Annotated in this window: 15 protein-coding genes; 11 read left to right on the forward strand and 4 right to left on the reverse strand. The window is 64.8% G+C overall.

The genetic code is table 11. The features are described 5' to 3' along the window. Positions 1 to 61: 61 nt before the first annotated feature. From ACFVSJ_RS08670 to ACFVSJ_RS08680, 3 genes are all read left to right on the forward strand, one after another. The gene (locus ACFVSJ_RS08670; protein ID WP_387435927.1) at positions 62 to 1,225 is read left to right on the forward strand and encodes an exonuclease SbcCD subunit D; all 1,164 of its coding nucleotides are present in this window, start codon (positions 62 to 64) and stop codon (positions 1,223 to 1,225) included. Then, positions 1,222 to 4,257 carry an AAA family ATPase gene (locus ACFVSJ_RS08675; protein WP_387435929.1) on the forward strand — a complete coding sequence of 1,012 codons (3,036 nt, stop codon included), beginning with the start codon at positions 1,222 to 1,224 and terminating at the stop codon, positions 4,255 to 4,257. The genes ACFVSJ_RS08670 and ACFVSJ_RS08675 overlap by 4 nt, the downstream gene beginning before the upstream one ends. Positions 4,258 to 4,343: 86 nt before the next feature. After that, positions 4,344 to 5,696 carry an MFS transporter gene (locus tag ACFVSJ_RS08680; RefSeq protein WP_387436165.1) on the forward strand — a complete coding sequence of 451 codons (1,353 nt, stop codon included), beginning with the start codon at positions 4,344 to 4,346 and terminating at the stop codon, positions 5,694 to 5,696. A gap of 1 nt (position 5,697) precedes the next feature. On the opposite strand, the gene ACFVSJ_RS08685 is transcribed toward ACFVSJ_RS08680, so the two are convergent. Further along, positions 5,698 to 6,309 (reverse strand): TetR/AcrR family transcriptional regulator, encoded by a 612-nt coding sequence (locus tag ACFVSJ_RS08685; RefSeq protein ID WP_387435931.1) that lies wholly within the window; start codon positions 6,307 to 6,309, stop codon positions 5,698 to 5,700. A gap of 219 nt (positions 6,310 to 6,528) precedes the next feature. On the opposite strand from ACFVSJ_RS08685, the gene ACFVSJ_RS08690 reads away from it, so the two are divergent. Genes ACFVSJ_RS08690 through ACFVSJ_RS08715 form a run of 6 tightly spaced genes read left to right on the forward strand, consistent with a single transcriptional unit; the run spans position 6,529 to position 13,366 of the window. Further along, positions 6,529 to 8,256: an amidohydrolase gene (locus ACFVSJ_RS08690; protein ID WP_387435933.1), complete on the forward strand. Its 1,728-nt coding sequence runs from the start codon at positions 6,529 to 6,531 to the stop codon at positions 8,254 to 8,256. Between the two features lie 16 nt (positions 8,257 to 8,272). Next, a complete protein-coding gene (locus ACFVSJ_RS08695; protein WP_387435935.1) occupies positions 8,273 to 9,265 on the forward strand; it encodes an ABC transporter substrate-binding protein in 993 nt (330 codons plus the stop codon). Positions 9,266 to 9,292: 27 nt separating this feature from the next. Then, positions 9,293 to 10,066, forward strand: coding sequence for an ABC transporter permease (locus tag ACFVSJ_RS08700; RefSeq protein WP_387435937.1), 774 nt, complete (start codon positions 9,293 to 9,295; stop codon positions 10,064 to 10,066). Further along, the gene (locus ACFVSJ_RS08705) at positions 10,066 to 10,845 is read left to right on the forward strand and encodes an ABC transporter permease (protein ID WP_387435938.1); all 780 of its coding nucleotides are present in this window, start codon (positions 10,066 to 10,068) and stop codon (positions 10,843 to 10,845) included. Before ACFVSJ_RS08700 ends, ACFVSJ_RS08705 begins: the two co-directional genes overlap by 1 nt. Then, positions 10,842 to 11,759 (forward strand): ABC transporter ATP-binding protein, encoded by a 918-nt coding sequence (locus tag ACFVSJ_RS08710; protein WP_387435940.1) that lies wholly within the window; start codon positions 10,842 to 10,844, stop codon positions 11,757 to 11,759. The genes ACFVSJ_RS08705 and ACFVSJ_RS08710 overlap by 4 nt, the downstream gene beginning before the upstream one ends. Continuing rightward, positions 11,756 to 13,366 (forward strand): sulfatase, encoded by a 1,611-nt coding sequence (locus ACFVSJ_RS08715; RefSeq protein WP_387435942.1) that lies wholly within the window; start codon positions 11,756 to 11,758, stop codon positions 13,364 to 13,366. The genes ACFVSJ_RS08710 and ACFVSJ_RS08715 overlap by 4 nt, the downstream gene beginning before the upstream one ends. A 57-nt stretch (positions 13,367 to 13,423) precedes the next feature. Here ACFVSJ_RS08715 and ACFVSJ_RS08720 read toward each other — a convergent pair whose 3' ends face one another. Continuing rightward, on the reverse strand, positions 13,424 to 14,383 hold the full coding sequence (locus tag ACFVSJ_RS08720; RefSeq protein ID WP_387435944.1) for a helix-turn-helix domain-containing protein: 960 nt from the start codon (positions 14,381 to 14,383) through the stop codon (positions 13,424 to 13,426). Positions 14,384 to 14,616: 233 nt separating this feature from the next. On the opposite strand from ACFVSJ_RS08720, the gene ACFVSJ_RS08725 reads away from it, so the two are divergent. Further along, positions 14,617 to 16,092, forward strand: a complete 1,476-nt coding sequence (locus tag ACFVSJ_RS08725) for an APC family permease (RefSeq protein ID WP_387435946.1) — start codon at positions 14,617 to 14,619, stop codon at positions 16,090 to 16,092. Positions 16,093 to 16,154: 62 nt separating this feature from the next. Here the strand turns inward: ACFVSJ_RS08725 and ACFVSJ_RS08730 are convergent, their stop codons facing one another. Both ACFVSJ_RS08730 and ACFVSJ_RS08735 read right to left on the reverse strand, forming a co-directional pair. Then, positions 16,155 to 16,949: a MoaF C-terminal domain-containing protein gene (locus tag ACFVSJ_RS08730; protein WP_387435948.1), complete on the reverse strand. Its 795-nt coding sequence runs from the start codon at positions 16,947 to 16,949 to the stop codon at positions 16,155 to 16,157. 124 nt (positions 16,950 to 17,073) lie between these two features. Then, positions 17,074 to 17,811 (reverse strand): IclR family transcriptional regulator, encoded by a 738-nt coding sequence (locus tag ACFVSJ_RS08735; RefSeq protein ID WP_387435950.1) that lies wholly within the window; start codon positions 17,809 to 17,811, stop codon positions 17,074 to 17,076. 129 nt (positions 17,812 to 17,940) lie between these two features. On the opposite strand from ACFVSJ_RS08735, the gene ACFVSJ_RS08740 reads away from it, so the two are divergent. Beyond that, the gene (locus ACFVSJ_RS08740) at positions 17,941 to 19,275 is read left to right on the forward strand and encodes an MFS transporter (protein WP_387435952.1); all 1,335 of its coding nucleotides are present in this window, start codon (positions 17,941 to 17,943) and stop codon (positions 19,273 to 19,275) included. Positions 19,276 to 19,301: the final 26 nt, after the last annotated feature.

The raw sequence follows: 19,301 nt of genomic DNA on the forward strand, positions 1-19,301 counted from the left end.
GTTCGACGGCGGGGCGGCCAGCCTTCGCTTTATTGTCGGTGCCCACCGTTAGCTTGAAAATATGCGGTTACTTCATACCTCGGATTGGCATCTCGGGCGCTCGTTCCATGGCGTAGGGATGCTCGAGTCCCAGCGTCATTTCATCGACCAAGTGGTGGCCTGTGTCGAGTCGGAGTCCGTGGACGTCGTCCTGATCGCAGGCGACGTCTACGATCGTGCGCTGCCCGGGCTCGATGTCGTGAGCTTGTTGGATGAGGCCCTGGTCCGTATCACCGCGGCCGGAGCCAGTGTGGTGCTGACCAGCGGCAACCATGACTCCGCCATCCGGCTCGGCTTCGCTTCACGGCTGATGGAGCGCGGGGGAGTGCACCTGCGGACGCGGGTCGAGGACCTGGATGTCCCCGTGGTGCTGCCAAGCGGTGCTGACGGCTTCGTTGCCATCTATGGCATCCCTTATCTTGAGCCCCGGCTGGTGGCCGAAAGGCTCGGCGTGGAGGGTGCCAACCACTTTGACGTGACCAAGGAAGCCACGGACCGGATCCGCCGGGACGTTGAACGCCGCCGGAAAGCAGGCAGCGTCTTCCCGGTGGTGTTGGCGCATACCTTTGCCAGCGGAGGCATCACCTCGGACAGCGAACGGGACCTCAGCATCGGCGGTCTCGGTGCCGTGCCGTTGGACCTTTTCGAGGACTTTGGGTACACCGCGCTGGGCCATCTGCACGGCAGGCAGGAGCTTGCGCCGAATGTCCGCTACTCCGGTTCGCCGCTTGCCTACTCGTTCTCCGAGGCCAATCACCGCAAGGGGGCCTGGCTCGTTGACGTGGACGCCGGGGGACGCCTGGAGGTCCGGGAGGTGGTCTGGGAAGCTCCGCGGACTCTCGCGGTGCTTCGTGGCACGCTGGCCGAATTGCTGGAGTCCGTGGACCACAAGTGGGCGGAAGCCGCGTTCTGCCAGATCACCCTGACGGATGCCCAGCGTCCGGCCCAGGCCATGGAGCAACTCCGCACGCGTTTCCCGGACACACTGGTCCTGGCCTTCGATCCGCAAGGCGCCAAAGCGGCGGATTCTGCCACCTATAGCAGCCGGTTGGCAGCTGCCGAGGACGATCTTGGTGTCTGCTGTGGCTTCCTGGAGCACGTCCGAGGCCGCGGTCCGGGGAGCGTCGAGGACGCTGCCCTGCGCGAAGCTCTTGAAGCTGTGCGTCTTGAGGAGGCGGAACTGTGAGAATCCATCGACTGGAGATCGAAGCCTTCGGGCCGTTCGCGGAACCCCAGCACATCGATTTCGATCACTTGAGTGCCCAGGGATTGTTCCTGCTGAACGGTGCCACGGGTGCGGGCAAGACGAGTATCCTCGATGCCGTCTGCTTTGCCCTGTACGGTTCCGTGCCCGGTGCCCGCCAGGAAGGCAAACGGCTCCGGAGCGATCACGCTACGCCGGGGGCCGAACCCCGTGTGGTCTGCGAGTTTTCCGCCCGTGGCCGCCGCTTCGAAGTAACGCGCTCGCCCGCGTGGGACCGGCCGAGTGCTCGCGGCCGGAACGGGTTCACCAACCAGCAGGCCAAAACCCTCCTGCGGGAACGCGTGGGGGGAGCATGGCTGGAGAAGTCGTCGCGAAATGACGAGGCAGGTGCCGAGCTCTCGGATGTCCTGGGCATGGACCGGGAGCAGTTTACCCGCGTGGTGATGCTGCCCCAGGGCGACTTTGCCGCCTTTCTTCGTTCAAAAGCCACGGACCGCCTGGAACTGCTCCAGAAACTGTTTGGCACCCAGCGTTTTGAAGCCGTGGAGAAGCAGCTTTCCCGCCAGGCCGCGGAAGCAGCCCGCGCCGTGGAAGACAACGCGGCCGAACTGAGGCTGTTGCTGGGCAGAGCCGCCTCCGAGCGGCAGAACTTCGGTCTGGAGCTTGCCGAGGCCGGGGATCCATCGGCGTCCGCCGCCGATGTGCCGGATCCGGCCACCGGCCACGCGGAGGAATGGCTGGCAGTGTTGGAAGCGGAGATTGCCGCTGAGCGTGACCGCCGCGAAGCCGACGCCAACGCCGCTGAGGCGCAGTCCGCGCGCTTGGCGGAAAGGCTCCAGGAGGACCAGGACAAGGCCCGCCGCCATGGGCGGCTTGCCTCGGCCACGCAGCGTCGCGTGCTTCTGGAACTGGCTGCGCCGCGGGCCTCGGAGGATAAGGACAAGCTCGCAAGACACCGCCGGGCCACCGTTCTGAAGGGGCAGCTCGATGCTGTGGACTCCTCGGCGCGCAAGTACCGCATTGCCAGGGCAGGATTGGAAGAGATCCGTGAGCGGCTCCACCGGGCCGGCATCGGAGGCTCGGTTCCGGAGGTGGCGCTCGAAACCACCAGGACCACCATGGCCACGGTGGAGGCACGTGTTCCGGACGAGCAGCGCCTGGACGGGATCGCTGCCCGGCTCGCTGCCCGGCTCGCCGAGGGGGCCCTTAACAAAGCCGCAGCAGAAAGGGCTCAGGAAATCCTCCAAGCGCTGGCCTCGGAGGAAGCCGCCCTGCTCGCGGACATGAATCCGCTGGAGCCCGAAGCGGCAAGGCTGGAGGACGCTGAACGCGAAGCAGCTGCTGCCGCCGACGTCGTGGAACTGGTTTCGCTCTACGCCCGTGCGGCGACAGAACGGGACAGCGTTGCCGAGCGGCATGCCGAAGCACGGACGGCGTCCCAGGACCTGCGCCAAAAGTGGCTGGACCTTCGTGAGGCCAGGCTGGCCAACGCGGCGGGCGAGCTGGCCGCAGCCTTGGTGGATGGCCAGGCGTGCGCCGTGTGCGGCAGCCCGGAGCACCCGGACCCGGCGGTAGCCGCCCACTCGGCACTGTCCCTTGCCCACGACGAGGAGGACGCAAGCCGGCGTTTTGAAGCCAGCGAGAAGGTCCTTGCGCGCCTGGCCACCGAGTTGTCTTCCGCTGAACAAGTTCTGGCCGGCCTGGCCGCCCGTGGCGGTGCCGCGGATGCAGCAGAAGCCGAAGTCCACGCAGCGTCGGCAAAGGCAGAAGCCCTGGCCGCCCGGGCAGCCCAGAAGAACCTCACTGCACTGCGGGGCAGGATGGATCAGCTCACACTTCGGAAGGATGCACTCCGTGAGGAAGCCGCGACGTCTACCGCGGCTGCGGAGCAGGCCTCGTCCCTCGCGGAGCTGCTGCAGGAACAGCACTCGGGGCTCGAAGCGGAGCTCGCGGGCCTCAGGCTGGACTTTCCCAGCCTGCGCGCCCGGCTTGAAGCGCTGACGGAGGAACGGAACCTCCTGCAGGCGGCAGTGGATGCCGCGCAGGACGCGGAACACGCACAGCAGGCCAGCCACGAAGCCCTTGCCGCGTTGGAAGCTGCCCTGCCGGAATCCGGGTTCGTTTCTGCGGACGAAGCCCGCCAGGAAATTCTCCCGGCCGCCGACGTCGTAGCCTTGGAGAAGTCGCTCACCGATTATGAGAATGAAGCCGCCAAGCTCGAGGAATTGTTTGCCGGGGAGGACATCATCCTGGCGGGCAAGGAAGCCGGCATCGGTGAACTCCCCATGAACCAACAGCAGTTGGCCGAGGCAGCTGCGGAGGCCGGACGCGCAGCCAAAGCTGCGAAGGATCTGGCTTTGTCGGCCAGCCTCGCAGGGAAAACCGTCAGCACCTTGGTCCGGATCCGGGCCGACTACGTGGCGCTTGCCCGGACGGGCCAGGAACCCCGTGAGCGGGCACGCTTGCTCAAGGACCTGGCAGACACGGCCCGCGGTGCCGGTGACAACACTTTCAACATGAGCCTGAACAGTTACGTGTTGGCCGCGCGCTTGGAGCAAGTGGCCATCGCGGCGTCGGAGCGCTTGGTGATGATGAGCGACGGCCGGTACACCCTTCACCACACCGACGCCAAGGCAGCGAGAGGCGCCAAGTCCGGGCTGGGTCTTGAGGTGGTGGACGAGTGGACCGGCCAACGACGCGATACGTCAACGTTGTCCGGCGGTGAATCCTTCATGGCGTCGCTGTCCTTGGCGCTCGGCCTGGCCGACGTCGTGCAGCACGAGGCCGGTGGAGTGGACATTGAAACGCTCTTCGTTGACGAGGGCTTTGGCAGCCTGGACGAACAGGCGTTGGAGCAGGTCATGGACGCTTTGGAAGGCCTTCGGGACGGTGGCAGGGTAGTGGGCCTGGTCAGCCACGTGGCCGAAATGAAGCAACGGATCACCAGGCAACTGCAGGTGGTCAAAGGCAGGCACGGATCCACCGTGAAGATCGTGGAAGCTGTGCCTGTCTGAAAGCCATCCGATAGACTTGATTCGTTACACCGGGTCGCGCGCATCGGGAGGAGGGACGATGCGCAAACTTTAGCGAACCCGGAATGATGGAAAAATCTTCTTTGGCCTCCCAATCGATGCCCGCTCCAAGCACCACTCCCACGTCGCGGCCTTCCCGCTTGCCGGGCCGTTTTGCCCGGCTCCCCGAGCTTGCCGGTCCCGGTTTCCTGCCCATCGCTCTCTTTGCCCGGCTTCCCCTCGCCATGCTGACGGTGGGAACGCTGACCCTGATGACTGCGGTGAGCCATTCCTATGCCATCGGCGGGATGGCTGCCGGCGCCGTGGGCATCGGTTCGGCCGTGGGTGCGCCTGTGTTGGGTTCATTGGCTGACCGCGCAGGCCAACGGACCGTCCTGCTTATCGCCGCGGTGATCAATACCCTGGCTGTTGCAGGTCTCTTGGCCGCCGCCTATCTCACTCGCACCTACGATTCGCCGGCAGATGCTCTGACTGTGCTGGTGACGGCCTTCATCGCCGGTGCGAGTTGTCCCCAAGTAGGACCCATGGCCCGCGTGCGGTGGATGGCCCTCACCACCCGCAACCTGCAATCCGCCGGAGCGGGCCAAAGAAGCGTTGCAGCCAACCGTGCTGATCTGGACACCGCGTTGTCCTACGAAGGAACAGCTGACGAAATCACGTTCGTCCTTGGCCCGGCCCTCGTAGGCCTCCTCGCGAGCCTGCTGGCCCCATGGCTTCCCCTGGCGATCGCGGCCCTCATGACCATCACCCTGGTACCGGCGTTCGCCATCCACCCCAGCCACCACACGGTGGTTCCGCATCCGCGGAAGCCGCGGTCCGGCGTCGTTGGTTCTGAACCTCGGGAACGCAAAGGGCGTTCGGCGATGGCAGTGGTGGCGGTTCCCGTGCTGGCGATGGTGTGCATGGGCACCTTCTTCGGGGCGACGCAGAATGGCCTGAGTGCCTTTGGTGCCGAGTTTGCCACGTCCGAGATCGCAGGTCTGCTGTACTCCGTGATGGGTCTGAGCTCGGCAGTGGCCGCGTTGTCGGTGGCGTTTTGGCCGCAACGGTTTGGCCTTGCTGCCCGGTGGGTGGCAGCGGCAGCCGCCATGTCCCTGCTGACGCTTTTGTTGCTTCTCCCCGCCGGTATCTGGTCAATGGTCTTCGCGCTGCTGGTCCTCGGTATCCCCGTAGGACCGGTCATGGTCACCGTTTTCAGCATCGGTGGAGTGGTGGCGCCCAACGGGCGGATGGCCACGGTCATGACGGCGCTCGCGAGCGGAATCGTTGCCGGTACGGCCTTGGGTGCCTACCTGGGCGGGCAGTTGGCGCAGGACCAGGGACCTGCAGGAGCGTTCCTGGTATCCATGGCCGCGGCACTGGGGTTGCTGGTGCTGGGATTGGTGACGTGGCTGGTCATGCGCCGCAAGGGCAAGGCCTGACTCAGCTGTAGTCCAGCCCGGCCGCCAACGAACGGGCCATGAGTTCCACCAGCCGCAAGGAGCGGTCCTCGTCAGGATCCGCCAGATGTTGCATGCTGATGCCGTCGATGCCCGAGATGAAGAGCCGGGTAATGTCTTCCAGGTTGTGGGGGAGGGGCTCGCCGGAGGCGTCGGCGGCGTTCCGGAACAACTCCAACGTCGAATTGACCCAGCCGTCGTACATTGACCGGTTCATCAGGAGCGCCTGCGGTTGATCCACCGCTTCCACGCGGTACCGCCTGAGCAGCAGCTCAAAGGTGGTCACCTGCTCGTGCGGGTTTTCCAACATCCGGCTCCAAATCCGGCGGGCGTGGGCGCCAATCATGTGGCGCAGGCCCAACCCCGGGTCCGCTACGGGTTCCAGGGCCTTGGCGTAGTCCCTGCTGAGGAAGTTGTAGACCTCCTCGAGCAGTTCGTCCTTGTTCCGGAAGCAATAGTGCAGCGCGGCCAAGGGGGCATCGGCCTCGCTCGCAATCCGCCGTGTGGTTGCCGAGGCGAGGCCATCCTGGGCTATGACCCGTGCTGCTGCTTCCACGAATTGCAATCGCCGTTCCTCGGCGGGAACCCTGGCCATCCGCGCACCTCTCCTTATGTACTGACCGGTCATGCCGGTCCCATCGATCCTAGGCGGTGTCCGCCCGGGGCCGCTTTCGGCGCCGCCGGGGAGGGTGGAAATGACCTCCAAAAGAAATTTTAGCCGAAAACCTAGTCAAGTGACCTAGTCAAGCGACATACTTCTTTCAGGAACGTTGCCTGCATCACATTTGTGGACGCAGATACCTGAGGAGACCCCATGCAAGAATTCGCCGATCTGGTGATCGTGAATGCAGAGGTCCACACCATGGACCCCAGCAACCCCGGAAGAATGTCCGATGCTGTTGCCGTCAAGGACGGCGTGGTGGTGGGCCTCGGAGCTGAAGATACTGCCCGGCTGACAGGCCCGGCCACGCAGGTTGTGGATGCGCAGGGTGGCGCACTGCTCCCCGGCATCAACGACGCCCACCTGCACTTCGTGTCCGCGGCAATGGCTTCCTACGGCTACGTACGGCTCGACGCCACCGCGGCACCCGACTGGTCCGCCGTCGTCGGTGTCATTGAGGCTGCGCCGGTGGGCGCCGACGGGTGGGTCCGTGCCCATGGCTGGGATGAAGTCGCGCTGGGAGCAGCCAGCGACCAGTTGCTTGACGTCCGCCCCGGGACGCCCGTGGTGGCGTTCGACCAAACCGGCCACCAACTGCTGGCCAACCGGGAAGCGCTGCGGCTGGCCGGAGTCACTGCGGCAACTGAGGACGTCGACGGCGGCGTAGTGGTCCGGAACCCGGAGGGCAGTCCCACTGGCCTGCTCCAGGATGGCGCCATGGAACTCGTTTCCCGGGCCTTGCCACCGGTTCCGGAGGAGACACTCCGCCCCGCGTTGCTTCAGTTGCAGGAACAGCTGCACTCACTCGGCATCACCTCCCTTACAGACCCCGGGCTGGGTCCCGCGAGCGCGGGGTTGATGGACGGGGCAGGGTCGACGGCGGCCCTCCGCCTGCTGGGCGACCTCGCCGCCGCGGAGCTGCTCACCTTGCGGATCAACGTCCTCATGCTCTTCGCGGGGACGGGTGGGGCCACAGCGCGGGCAGTCGAGGAAGGCTTGGCCAGCGGGCTTGCCGATGCCTACTCGGCCAGGGGGATCGACCCCCGCCAGTTGCGGATTGCTGGCGTCAAGGTTTTCGCGGACGGCATTCCCCGCAGCGGCACTGCTTGGATGACTGAACCGTATGGAAAGGCCTGCACGCATGGGCGGCTGGTGATCCAGGGCGGCAGCGACGCCGAGAGGGTCGCCGAGTTGCACAGGATCCTTCGCCTCATCGACGGCGCTGGGCTCCAGGCCGGCATCCATGCCACGGGGGACGCAGCCACCGGCGCCGCCGTCGAGGCCATCCTGGCCGCTGGTCCCAGCACGGGCGATCCGCGGCATTACATCATCCACGGATCCTTCAACGATTCGGCAACGCTGGCCACCATGGCGGACAACGGCATCGGCTACAGCACCAATCCGCTCATCCGTTCCGAGGCCGGGGACATCATGCGCGCCGTCCTGGGTGAGGAACGCTTCATCCGCCACCAGCCCCTCCGCTCCGCACTGGAAGCCGGTGTGGAGTTCAACCTGGCTTCGGATGCGCCCGTCACCAGCCCGGACTGGCGCCGCACCATCGTTGCCGCTGTCCGCAGGGGAACAGCTTCCACTCCCGGAGATCCAGCCGACCCGGAACGGATCACCGGACTTCAGGCCCTTGCCTCCATGACATGTAAAGCGGCTTGGCAGGACCACGCCGAACACTTCAAAGGATCCCTGCTGCCCGGAATGGTGGCGGATCTTTGCCTTTTGTCCAAGCCCTGGCCAAGTGATGGGGAGATCGAAGCACTCCTCCACACCGGGATCAGGCTCACCGTGGCGGGCGGACGCATCGTCCACCAGGCCTCCACGTCAGACTCCCATTCTGACCACTACACCAGTTCCTCCAACCGTTCGTAACCCAAGGAGCACCCCTATGAAACGCACTCTTCCGTTGGCTTTGGCCGCCGTCCTCTCTCTTTCCCTTGCTGCGTGCGGCAATTCGTCCGGCTCGTCGGCAACGGCCGCCGCCGACGGGACCATCACCCTCAAAGTGGGCACCATCGGCATTGGATCGGACGCCGGAATCAAGCTCGCCATCGACAAGGGCTACTTCAAGGAACAGGGACTCAACGTGGAGCTCTCTGTCATTGCCAACCCGCCCGCCGGCATCGCGGCAGCCCAAAGCGGCCAGCTCGACCTCACCTACACGCCATCGATTCCGCTGCTGAACGCGCTGAGCCAGAACGTGCCGCTCAAGGTGGTGGCAGCGGCCGACGGGTACAAGGACGGTGCCAGTGAAGGCGCTGAGCTGAACCGCGTGGATGACACCGGACTCCTTGTCCAGAAGGCTTCGGCCATCTCCCGGCCCAAGGACCTCGAAGGCAAGAATGTCAGTGTTCCGGCGCGCAAGGCGCAGCTTGAAGTCACGGTCAGCAAGCTCATCAAGGACGACGGCGGCGATCCCGCCAAGGTCAACTGGATGGTCCTGAATCCTTCTTCCGCACTCCAGTCCCTGAACTCCGGCCGTGTTGACGCGGCCTCGCTCATTGCGCCGTTCACGTCGAAAGCCGTCTCTGACGGGAACCGACTGCTTGCCTCGCCCGGCGTCAAGTTCTTCGAACAAGGTGCAATCGGCCTCTGGGTGGCCGGGGCAAACACGGTGAAAGGCAAGGAAAAGGCTTTGGAGGGCTTCCGGACCGCCATCTACAAGGCCAACGCCTACGCCAACGGCCACACCGACGAAGCCCAGCAAGTCAGCGCAGAGATCACCAAGACTCCCTTGGACGTGGTGAAGTCCGGGGCAGTGAACTACTGGCCGGAAGAAGTCCGCATCGAGGACATCGACAGGGCCAACAAGAACCTCGCCGACCTCGGGTTCCTCAACTCGCCGGTGAAGCTGCCGGGCGACCTCATTTTCGGAAAGTAGGTGCCGGCTGACCATGGGAGATTCACCATGAAAATGTCGATGCGTCCGTTGGCCTTCAGTGCCGCCGGAGTTGCAGCAGCCTTGCTTGCCTGGCAAGTCCTGGCCACGGCCAAGGTTGCCGGCAACGCCCTGCCGGCGGCAAGCACAGTGTTCACCACGTTGGCGGGAATCCTGGGAACGGGCACGTTCTGGTTCGCGCTGGGCTCCACCGTCGGCATAGCCCTCCTTGCTTTGGCATTGTCTGCCGCGGCGGGCGTCGTCCTTGGCTTGCTCGTAGGCAGCTTCGAAACCATCCGGTACGCCACCTTGGCGGTCCTTGAGTTCCTCAAACCCGTGCCGCCAATCGTGGTGCTGCCGCTGGCCGTGCTGGTCCTTGGCCCCACTGCGGAAATGTCCCTTTTCCTGGTGGTGTTCGGCTGCTTCCTGCCGATCGTCATGCAGACGGTCGACGGGGTGCAAAGCACGGATCCGGTGGCCCGCGATACCGCCCGAAGTTATGGGATGTCCGGCGCCGAAATCCTGTTCCGCGTGACCCTGCCCAGTGCCCTGCCATACATCGGGACGGCCATGCGCGTGGCCGCTCCGGCAGCGTTGGTGGTCACGGTAGTGGCTGGGCTGCTTGGGGGTGGTCCCGGCCTCGGCCAGAGCATTTACCAAGCCCAGGCGGCCGGCGACTACGCCACCCTCTACGGGTTGGTGATCGTGCTGGGGATTCTCGGCCTGTTGTTCCAAGGTGCCACCCGGCTTGCCGAACGCCGGGTGCTGCACTGGCATGAGTCCTACCGGGAAGTGGTGCCCTGATGAAATCCCTGACCTTTCGAAACTGGTTGCTTGGCGCCGGTACCCCGGTACTCCTGCTGTTGGCGTGGTGGCTCTTGTCCGCCGGGTCCATCGACCCTTTCTTTCCACCCCTGCAGGACATCCTGCTGCGGTTCCAGCAACTCTGGCTCTTTGACCATTTCCAGTCGGACGTCCTGCTGAGCCTGGGCAACTTGTTCATCGGATTCGTGATTGCGGCCGCAGGCGGGGTCGCCCTGGGATTTGCCACCGCGCTGGTACCGCAGGTCCGGTGGATGGTTGATCCGCTCATCCACTTCCTGCGTGGCATTCCACCGGTAGCCCTGGTTCCGATCTTCATTTCGCTGATCGGATTCGGAACACAGATGCGCGTCACCAGCATCGCCTTGGCCGCACTGTTTCCCACCATGATCGCCACCGTGGATGGCATCCGCGGTGTGGGCAACGACCTGAAGGATGTGGCCCGTGTATACCGGCTCACCCGGAAGGAAAGGTTGCTCAACGTCCTCCTTCCCGCGGCTGCACCGCAGATCTTCTCGGGCCTCCAGGTCAGCCTGCAAGTGGCGTTCATCGTGATGATTGCCAGCGAAATGCTGGGCAGCTCCCAAGGCATCGGGGCCATGACGCTCCTGGCCCAGCAAAGCTTCATGACGGCCGATATGTGGGCGGGGATCCTGCTCCTGGGCGTCATCGGCTTCGTTGTCAACGTGGCCTTTGCGCTGATCAAACGCAAGGTCTTGTCCTGGTACATCGGTTCCCGGGCCATGGCGCGTGCCGCGTGAGCATCCGGCAGTCACCAAAGCTTCCCCTCCAGAACAGAAAGTCCGTCATGCCCCAGCATTCAGAATCAACACGGCAATCCGAAGCTGCCCAGCAACCAGAAGCTACCCCTCGGCAAGGAACCGCCCAGCAGCAGGAACGCCCCGCCATCCCGAGGCTGGATGTTTCCCACCTGGCCAAGACCTACGGCAGTGGCGAGAAAGCCCGCACGGTCATTGAGGACCTCACGTTCACGGTGGACGCCGGCGAGATTGTCTGCATTGTGGGGCCTTCGGGGGTGGGCAAGACGACGCTGCTTAAGTGCCTCGCCGGCCTGCACCCCGCCAGCAGTGGCCGGGCCGCCATTGATGGGCGGACCATCAGCGGACCACCACCGGAGATGGCCCTGGTGTTCCAGGACTACAACCGTTCCCTCATGCCGTGGTTGACCGTCCGGAAGAACCTCGTCCTGCCCCTGAAACACCTCAAGCTGCCCGCAGCGGAACTGAAGGAGCGCTGCGACAGTGCGCTGGCCGCCGTCGGGCTTTCCCACGCCGACAACCAGTACCCGTGGCAATTGTCCGGCGGCATGCAGCAGCGCGTTGCGATCGCCAGAGCACTGGCGTACCGGCCGGAAATCCTCATCATGGATGAACCGTTTGCCTCGGTGGACGCGCAGACCCGGTTCGACCTGGAGGACCTATGCCTCAAGATCCGCCGGGACTTCAACATGACCATCCTGGTGGTGACCCATGACATCGACGAGGCCGTCTACCTTGCGGACCGTGTGGTGGTCCTGGGCTCCCGTCCGGCGCGCGTGCACCGGATTGTCGACGTCCACCTGCCTTCCCCGCGGGACCAGATCACCACGCGCTCGTTGCCAGGGTTCGCCCAGCAGCGCACCGAGGTGTTGTCCATGATCAAGAGGCCCGCATGACGGCCCCCAACCCGGCCGGTGCCCGTCGTCGGCCCAATGTCCTGTTCTTCATCGCGGACCAACTGCGGGCAGACCACGTAGGCTTCGGCGGCAACGACATTGTCCGCACACCCAACCTGGATGCGCTCGCAGCCAAGAGCACGGTGTTCACCAACGCGACTGTGGCCAACCCGACCTGCATGCCCAACCGCGCGAGCCTGATGACCGGCCGGTGGCCTTCGGCCCACGGCACCCGCTGCAACGGCATCACCCTCGACCCGCTCACGCAGACGGTCCCGGGCTCGTTGGCCTCGTCCGGCTACCGGACAGTGGGAGTGGGAAAGCTCCACCACCAGAACATGGGCTGGGAGTTCGAGCCGCACCAGGCCGAGGAGATCCGGTCCACGGATCCCCTGCTCCTCGACACGGCGGTGGGAGACGCGCACATTCGCAACCTGGCACCGGGCTGGGACCAATGGGAGAACCGGGAAGCGCACGACAAGCGCTTCATTGCCCTCCCGGCGGACTATTACGGCTACCAGCAGGTTGACCTGGTGATCGGCCACGGGGACCGGCCCGGAGGACATTACGTCCATTGGGCACGCGAACGCGGCGTGGATCCGGAAGCGTTGGGTGGACCTGAACAATCCGGGAGCCTGTACGGCGGCTGGGACCAGGTGTACCAAACAGCAATCCCCGCCGAAGCCCACCCCACGAGTTACGTGAGCGAGAAGGCCATCGAGCACCTCAAGGACGCGGCGGGGCAGGACCAGCCGTTCTTCATGTTCGTGTCCTTCCCGGATCCGCACCATCCGTTCTCCCCGCCCGCCGGGTATTCGGAGCTGTACGATCCCGCCGAACTGCCGCTGCCTCTCGGCTTCGAGCAGGACCATGGACGGTCGCCCGAGCACATCCGGACCATGATTGAGCACCGGGGAACGCCCAACCCGGATCCGACCATGACGTGGGCCGCTACGCCGGAGCAGTACCGGCACGCCGCGGCCGCGCAGTACGGCCTCATCACCATGATGGATGAACACATTGGCCGGATCCTCGATGAGCTGGAGCGGCAAGGCCTGGCCGAGGACACGATCGTCGTGTTTACCAGTGACCACGGCGATCTGTTTGGTGACCATGGGCTCATGCTGAAGCACTTTGTCCATTACCGTGCGGTGACCAATGTGCCGCTCGTGGTGCACGTCCCCGGTGGGATCCCGGGCCGCACCGATGCCTTGGTTTCCAGCGCGGACATCGCGCCAAGCTTGCTGGAACTGACCGGTTCCGCGGGGTTCCGTGGCATCCAGGGACGCTCGCTCGTACCTCTGCTGACCGGCGCAACCGCCCAGCACCGCAGCGCTCTGCTCGTCGAGGAAGAACAGCCCTTCGGCCTGGACGGCTTGCCCGGCCCTGTCCGCATGCGGACGGTCATCACCAAGGAAGGGCGACTGACCCGCTATTTCGGGACGGACATCATGGAACTCTACGATCACCGCTCCGACCCGGGCGAACTGGTGAACCTTTCCGGGAATCCATCAGCCGCCGGGCTGGAAGACAGGCTGCTGCGGACCATGCTGGAGGAGATGGCCGGCGTGGCGGACGAAGGGACGGCGCCCACCGCCGCTGCGTAGCAGTAACGCGGCCGGGACGCTCGACGGCGGCAGCCTCCGACGGCGGTCCGTGGAACCTCAGTGGCTGCTGCGGTAGCCGGTAGGGGAGTTCCCGAAGGCGGCACGGAAGATCCGGCTGAAGTGGGCCGCGTCGGTGAATCCCCATTTGGCCGCGATGGTGGTCACGGCGCGGTCCGCCAGGACGGGATCCAGCAGGTCCCTCCGGCAGCGTTCCAGGCGGCGCTGCCGGATGGAGGCCGCCACGGTGGTGCCGATTTCCTGGAACAGGTCATGGAGGTGACGCGTGGAGATGTAATGGGCGGCAGCAATGGTTCCGGGGGAGAGTTCGGGATCGCCGAGGTTGGCCTCGATGTAGTCGTGGATCCTGCCGAGCAGCAGAAGGTGCGGATCACGGCCGGTTTCAATCAACTGGTCCAGCTCGCCGTTGAAGAGAGTGGTCACGAGGTCCAGGGCGTTGTGGACCAATCGGAGCCCGTTGGTGCCGCTGAGCGCTTCAAGGTTGTCGGCGAGGCGGACAAGGAAGGGGCTGATCAGTTCGCCCAGGCCTTCATCGCCGGGAATCCGCAGGGCTGTCACATGGCCCATGGCTTCGGCCGGCAAGTCGAGCAGGACGTGCGGAAACATCAGCACCAAAGTGCGGAAGTCGTCGTCGAACGTCAACTGGTAGGGGCGGGAGGTGTCATAGATCGACAGGTCGCCCGGCTTGAGCAGTGCCTCGCGCTCATCCTGGACAAGTCTCCCGGTGCCGGAAAGCTGGATGCTCAGCTTGAAGAACCGTCCCGTGGATCCGGCAATCAACTCTGGAGTGCGCAGCACGGTGTGGGGGCCGGCGGTGACTTCAACCACCGAGATCTGTCCCAGGACCCTGGCCCGCATGGTGCCGTGGAACGTTGCACCGCGGGGACCTTGGGCCAGCAACGGCACAAAGGACGCGGAAATAGCGCGGCTCCATTCCTGGAACGACTCCGCGACGATGGTTTGCACGGTAGCGGGCCCGGTCTCAGCCGCGACGGTCATCAAACTCCTTTTCAAGGGCCCGCCGTGCCGCTTGGCGCTGGTGGTGGAGGGCACCAGGGGGACGTGAGCTTGCCCACGATTCTACACCGCGGCCTTGCGGCGCTGCGGCGTGCGTGGACAGACAAACACCTTGCCGTGTGAGACAAGTCACGCGCGCCCCGCCCGATGGAAGATTGCGGAATGACCGACACCTACCGCGCCATCTCCCGCGGTACCGAGGCAGGAGCACACTTATGAGCGTGGACAATCCCGTGAAGGGCCGGACTACTGGGTCCGTCAGCACCAAGAGGCGTCTCGGCGTCCCGGCCGTGACTTTCATGATCATCGCGGCATCGGCCCCGTTGACCGTCCTGGCGGGTGGCGTGACCACCACGTTCGCCGTCACTGGCGTCACCGGGGTACCACTTTCGTTCCTCATCCTCGGGGGTATCCTCGCCCTCTTTGCCGTTGGGTACGCCGCCATGAGCCGCTACGTCACCAACGCCGGGGCGTTCTACGCCTACATCGCGCAAGGCATCTCCCGCCCGGCAGGCGTGGGTGCCTCGCTGGTTGCCCTGATGGCCTACAACCTCATGCAAGTAGGCATCTACGGACTCTTCGGATTCACCGTATCCTCCCTGCTCTCTGCGCGGCTGGGCATCGCTGTCCCGTGGTGGATCCCCGTGCTTGTCTGCATCGCCATCGTGGGTTGGCTCGGCGTCAACCGGGTGGATCTCTCAGCCAAAGTCCTGGGCATCCTGGTGGCCCTCGAATTCCTGGTGGTCATTGTCTACGACATCATGAGCCTGGCCGTCGCGCCGGAAGGCGTGAACGCTGCGACGTTCAGCCCGGAGAGCCTCTTCGTTCCGGGAATCGGGGCGGTGCTGTCCTTTGGTATTGCTGCGTTCATGGGGTTCGAATCGGCAGCCATCTACGGCGAGGAGTCCAAGGACCCCAAGCGCACTGTTGCCCGGGCAACATTTGCCGCCGTCGCCATCATTGCCCTCTTCTATGCCGTCTCCGCCTGGGCCATGACCGTCGGAGCCGGGCCGTCCGCCGTCGTTGAAACCGCCACCACCAGTGGTCCGGACATGATCTTTTCCTTCCTCGGCGCCAACGGCGGCGTCCTGCTCAGCGACATCGCGCAGGTCCTGTTCGTCACCAGTCTATTCGCCGCACTGGTCAGCTTCCACAATGCGGTGGCCCGGTACTTCTTCTCCCTGGGCCGCGAGCAGGTCATTCCGTCGGCACTCGCCGCCGTCCGTCCAGGCAGCGGAGCGCCGTTCGCCGGTTCGCTCGCCCAGACGCTGATCGCCGTCGTCGTCACCGTGGCGTTCGCGATCGCCGGAAACGGTTCCGAACTCGGCGAACTGTACCCCGTCCTGACCATGTTCACGTGGCTGACCAACAGCGGCGCGATGGGGCTGGTGCTGCTGATGACCGTCGTGTCCCTGGCCGTGATCGGCTTCTTCCGCAAGGAGTCGCACGGTGCAAGCCTCTGGGTCCGGGTGGTGGCTCCGGGCCTCGGGTTCATTCTCCTGGCCGTGGTCTTCGTGTTGATCCTGGCCAACTTCAACGTTCTCCTGGGGCAAACGGACTCTACCTCCGCAACGTTTGTCCTGCCGCTCGTCGTGCTGCTTCCCGGTGTGATTGGCGTTCTGTGGGGCTTGCGGTTGAGGCGCTCGCAGCCGGCTCTCTATGCACGGATCGGGCACGGCTCGGAAGACTGAACCGTTCCGCAAAAAAGCGTCCCCGGCAGGTTCTGCCGGGGACGCTTCTGCGTTGAGGGCGCTTAGAGCGCGGGGTTCAATTCGGGGCTGTGGTGGCTGACGCTGATCAGGCGGCCATGCGCTCCGAACGTGAAATGGACGGGATCGACGCCGGATTCGTCCCAACCGAACAGGCTGCCGTGGGAACGGATGGCGTTGACGTCGCGGTGATCGGCGATGGTCACCGATCCGCACGGAATCACCTTCTCGCGCCACGTGAACACGAAAATGCCCGGCCTGACCTGGAAAACGGTGTTGGAATCGGTGTCTGCCAAGCCACGCTCCGGACCTGCCAGGCATTGCCACGTGTACCAGGTGGGGCTGAGGTAGACGTGCTCGTACGCGTGGACCGGGCTGTAAATCCATTCGACGCGGCGCCCGATCAGGCCGGTGCTTTCCTGGATGGCGTCACCCTTGGCTGTGAAGCCCTCCAGCGTGCCGACCCGGAAATCATGCTGCACGGCCGTGGCCCCCGGGGTTGCCCGGCCCAGGTGCGCACCAACGTACAGGGCGCGGCCGTTGGCCAGGTCCGCTATGAGCGAGACCGCGAGTCCAGCATCAACACTGCTGTGCCACTGCGCATAGTAAAGGTCCTCGGCAACCTTGAAGGCCTCGTAGGCCGAGGTGCCTGAGTAGCCTGCGGCTGTCCACGTGACTTCTTCGTCGTCGAAGCTGAAAGTCATGGGGCCGCCGTCGCCGACTACCGTCAGTTCCCTGCCCGCCAAATCCTGGACGGTGGGCGCCTTGTTGGCATCGAAGCCGGGCGCCAGGCCGTCCAGGGGCAGCCAGTTGGAGGTGTCAAGAAGATTCAGGCTCATGGGGTTCCTTCCGAAAGTCGGCAAGGCCAGGCCAAAGCGGTCCTGTCCTTCTTCGAGTATTCGAGATCCGCTGGCCCCCAGTCTTGTGTGCTGGGGCACACTCCTTGCCGTGGAAGGAATGACCTCAGGCGAGTTGGCTTTCGATCCGCCCCGCGCTGGCCGCGAGCGCCTTGCCAACGGCGTCGGCGTCCTGGTCCAGGCGGATATAGACGACGGCGATCGCGGCCGGCCGTCCGCCGGGAACGTGGATGGGTGCGGCCAAGGAGGACAGCCCGGCAATTACTTCGTCGTGGCTGATGGCGTAGCCCACGCGCTTGGCTTCGTGTGCTTCGGGCCGGTAAGGAACGCCCGGACCCACCTGCTGCCAGCGTTCCTCGGTCATGGTGGATTGGATGGCTATTCCCGGTGCGCCCGTGCTGATGGGGTGGCGGGTGCCGGGGTGCTGGGCGAGCGCTGCCCCGGATTGCCGGGGCTCCACGGTGACCAGGGTGACGCATTCCTGGTGGTCCCACACCGCGACGAAGGCCGTCATGTGCAGCGAATTGGCCAGTTGGGTGAGCTCGGGGAGCGCGGCGGACTGCAGATTCCGTGACACGCCGCGGGCCAGCACGGCCAGTCCGGCCCCGGGCTGCACCCGGCCCGAGTCATCGCGGAATACCAGCGAGTGGTCCTCGAGGGTGCGAAGGATGCGGTACGCGATGGAGCGGTGGACGCCCAGCGCTTCGGCCAGTTCGGCGATGGTGAGCGGGCGGTCGGCCGCCGCCAGGATCTCCAGGGCGCGGATCCCCCGGGAGAGGGTTTGCGACGGCGGAGCCTGGGTTGGTGCCTCCGTCGGGCCTTTGACGTCGCTGCGGGAATCCATGCCACCAATCCTATGTCCCATGAGGTCTGTGCTTCCGGTCACAGCGTGTAGTACAGTTTCCTAACTGACCGTTCTGTCGGTTAATGCAAGTCAAACGCCGAGCAGACACTCACACCCACTGGAGTTTCAATGACCGCAACTTCCTCTGTCGACTCCCTGTCAGGTCCCAGCAGTAAGCGCGAAGAGCGCCGAGTCCTTGCCGGGACCCTGGTAGGCACCACCATCGAGTGGTACGACTTCTTCATCTTTGCCCAGCTCACGGCCACATTGCTGTCGCCGTTGTTCCTGACTCCGCTGGAGAAGTCCAACCCCGGAGTCGCGCAGCTCCTGTCGTTCGCCACCATCGGTATCAGCTTCTTGTTCCGTCCGCTGGGGGCAACCATTGCGGGCCACCTGGGGGACAGGGTCGGCCGGAAGGCAGTCCTGGTCATGACCCTGGTGATGATGGGCGCTGCCACCGCACTGATCGGCCTGTTGCCGACGTACGAAACCATCGGATTGTGGGCTCCCGTGCTCCTGATCTTCCTGCGCGTCGTCCAGGGCTTCTCCGCCGGAGGCGAGTGGGGCGGTGCCGCACTGATGGCCGTGGAACATGCTCCCATCACCAAGCGTGGGCTCTTCGGCGCCTACCCACAGATCGGTGTTCCCATTGGCATGATCCTCGCGACCGGCCTGCTGTTCTTCCTGCAGTCGGGCATGTCCAAGGAAGACTTCGCGGCCTGGGGCTGGCGCGTTCCGTTCCTGCTCTCCGTGGTGCTGATCGTGGTGGGATACCTGATCCGGCGCGCAGTTGGTGAAAGCCCGGTCTTCAAGGAGATCGCCCAGCGCAAGGCCGAAAGCAAGGCGCCCCTGGGTGAACTGTTCCGCCACAACACCAAGGAAGTTGTCCTTGCGGCCCTGATCTTCATCGCCAACAACGCTGCCGGGTACCTCCTGATCGCGTTCTTCATTTCCTATGCCACCAAGGCCCTGAAGATGCCCACTCCGCAGATCCTCCTGGCCACCACCGTTGCTTCCTTCGGTTGGCTCATCTTTACCATGGTGGGCGGTTGGCTCTCGGACAAGATCGGCCGGGTCAAGACGTTCCTGCTTGGCTACGCCCTGGTCTTCGCCTGGATGATCCCGTTGTTCGCCCTGATCGACAGCAAGGACATCCTGCTGTATGGCATTGCCCTGTTCGTGCTGACCATCGGCCTGGGTCTTTCTTACGGACCCATGTCCGCCATGTACGCCGAAATGTTCCCGCCGCAGGTCCGGTACTCGGGTATTTCCATCGGATATGCCCTCGGCGCGATCCTGGGTGGTGCTTTTGCACCGACCATCGCACAGGCCCTTCTCGACCAGACCAAGTGGTCCGGCTCCGTGGGCATCTACATCATGGCCCTCTGCGTCATCTCCGCCGTCGGCGTGATCCTTGCCAAGGAAACGAAGGGCCGCCCGCTCGGCTTCAGCACGCACCACTAACTAACGGCTCCGGGAAGGCAGGCGCT

Origin of the sequence: Paenarthrobacter sp. NPDC058040, assembly GCF_042885775.1 — a bacterium.
Taxonomy (GTDB): domain Bacteria; phylum Actinomycetota; class Actinomycetes; order Actinomycetales; family Micrococcaceae; genus Arthrobacter.

Coding starts and splice junctions, on each gene's coding strand:
- ACFVSJ_RS08735 (WP_387435950.1), bottom strand. CDS start 17,811: ATGGATTCCCGCAGCGACGTCAAAGGCCCGACGGAGGCACCAACCCAG.
- ACFVSJ_RS08730 (WP_387435948.1), bottom strand. CDS start 16,949: ATGAGCCTGAATCTTCTTGACACCTCCAACTGGCTGCCCCTGGACGGC.
- ACFVSJ_RS08740 (WP_387435952.1), top strand. CDS start 17,941: ATGACCGCAACTTCCTCTGTCGACTCCCTGTCAGGTCCCAGCAGTAAG.
- ACFVSJ_RS08725 (WP_387435946.1), top strand. CDS start 14,617: ATGAGCGTGGACAATCCCGTGAAGGGCCGGACTACTGGGTCCGTCAGC.
- ACFVSJ_RS08670 (WP_387435927.1), top strand. CDS start 62: ATGCGGTTACTTCATACCTCGGATTGGCATCTCGGGCGCTCGTTCCAT.
- ACFVSJ_RS08685 (WP_387435931.1), bottom strand. CDS start 6,309: ATGGCCAGGGTTCCCGCCGAGGAACGGCGATTGCAATTCGTGGAAGCA.
- ACFVSJ_RS08715 (WP_387435942.1), top strand. CDS start 11,756: ATGACGGCCCCCAACCCGGCCGGTGCCCGTCGTCGGCCCAATGTCCTG.
- ACFVSJ_RS08705 (WP_387435938.1), top strand. CDS start 10,066: ATGAAATCCCTGACCTTTCGAAACTGGTTGCTTGGCGCCGGTACCCCG.
- ACFVSJ_RS08680 (WP_387436165.1), top strand. CDS start 4,344: ATGGAAAAATCTTCTTTGGCCTCCCAATCGATGCCCGCTCCAAGCACC.
- ACFVSJ_RS08700 (WP_387435937.1), top strand. CDS start 9,293: ATGAAAATGTCGATGCGTCCGTTGGCCTTCAGTGCCGCCGGAGTTGCA.
- ACFVSJ_RS08695 (WP_387435935.1), top strand. CDS start 8,273: ATGAAACGCACTCTTCCGTTGGCTTTGGCCGCCGTCCTCTCTCTTTCC.
- ACFVSJ_RS08690 (WP_387435933.1), top strand. CDS start 6,529: ATGCAAGAATTCGCCGATCTGGTGATCGTGAATGCAGAGGTCCACACC.
- ACFVSJ_RS08720 (WP_387435944.1), bottom strand. CDS start 14,383: ATGACCGTCGCGGCTGAGACCGGGCCCGCTACCGTGCAAACCATCGTC.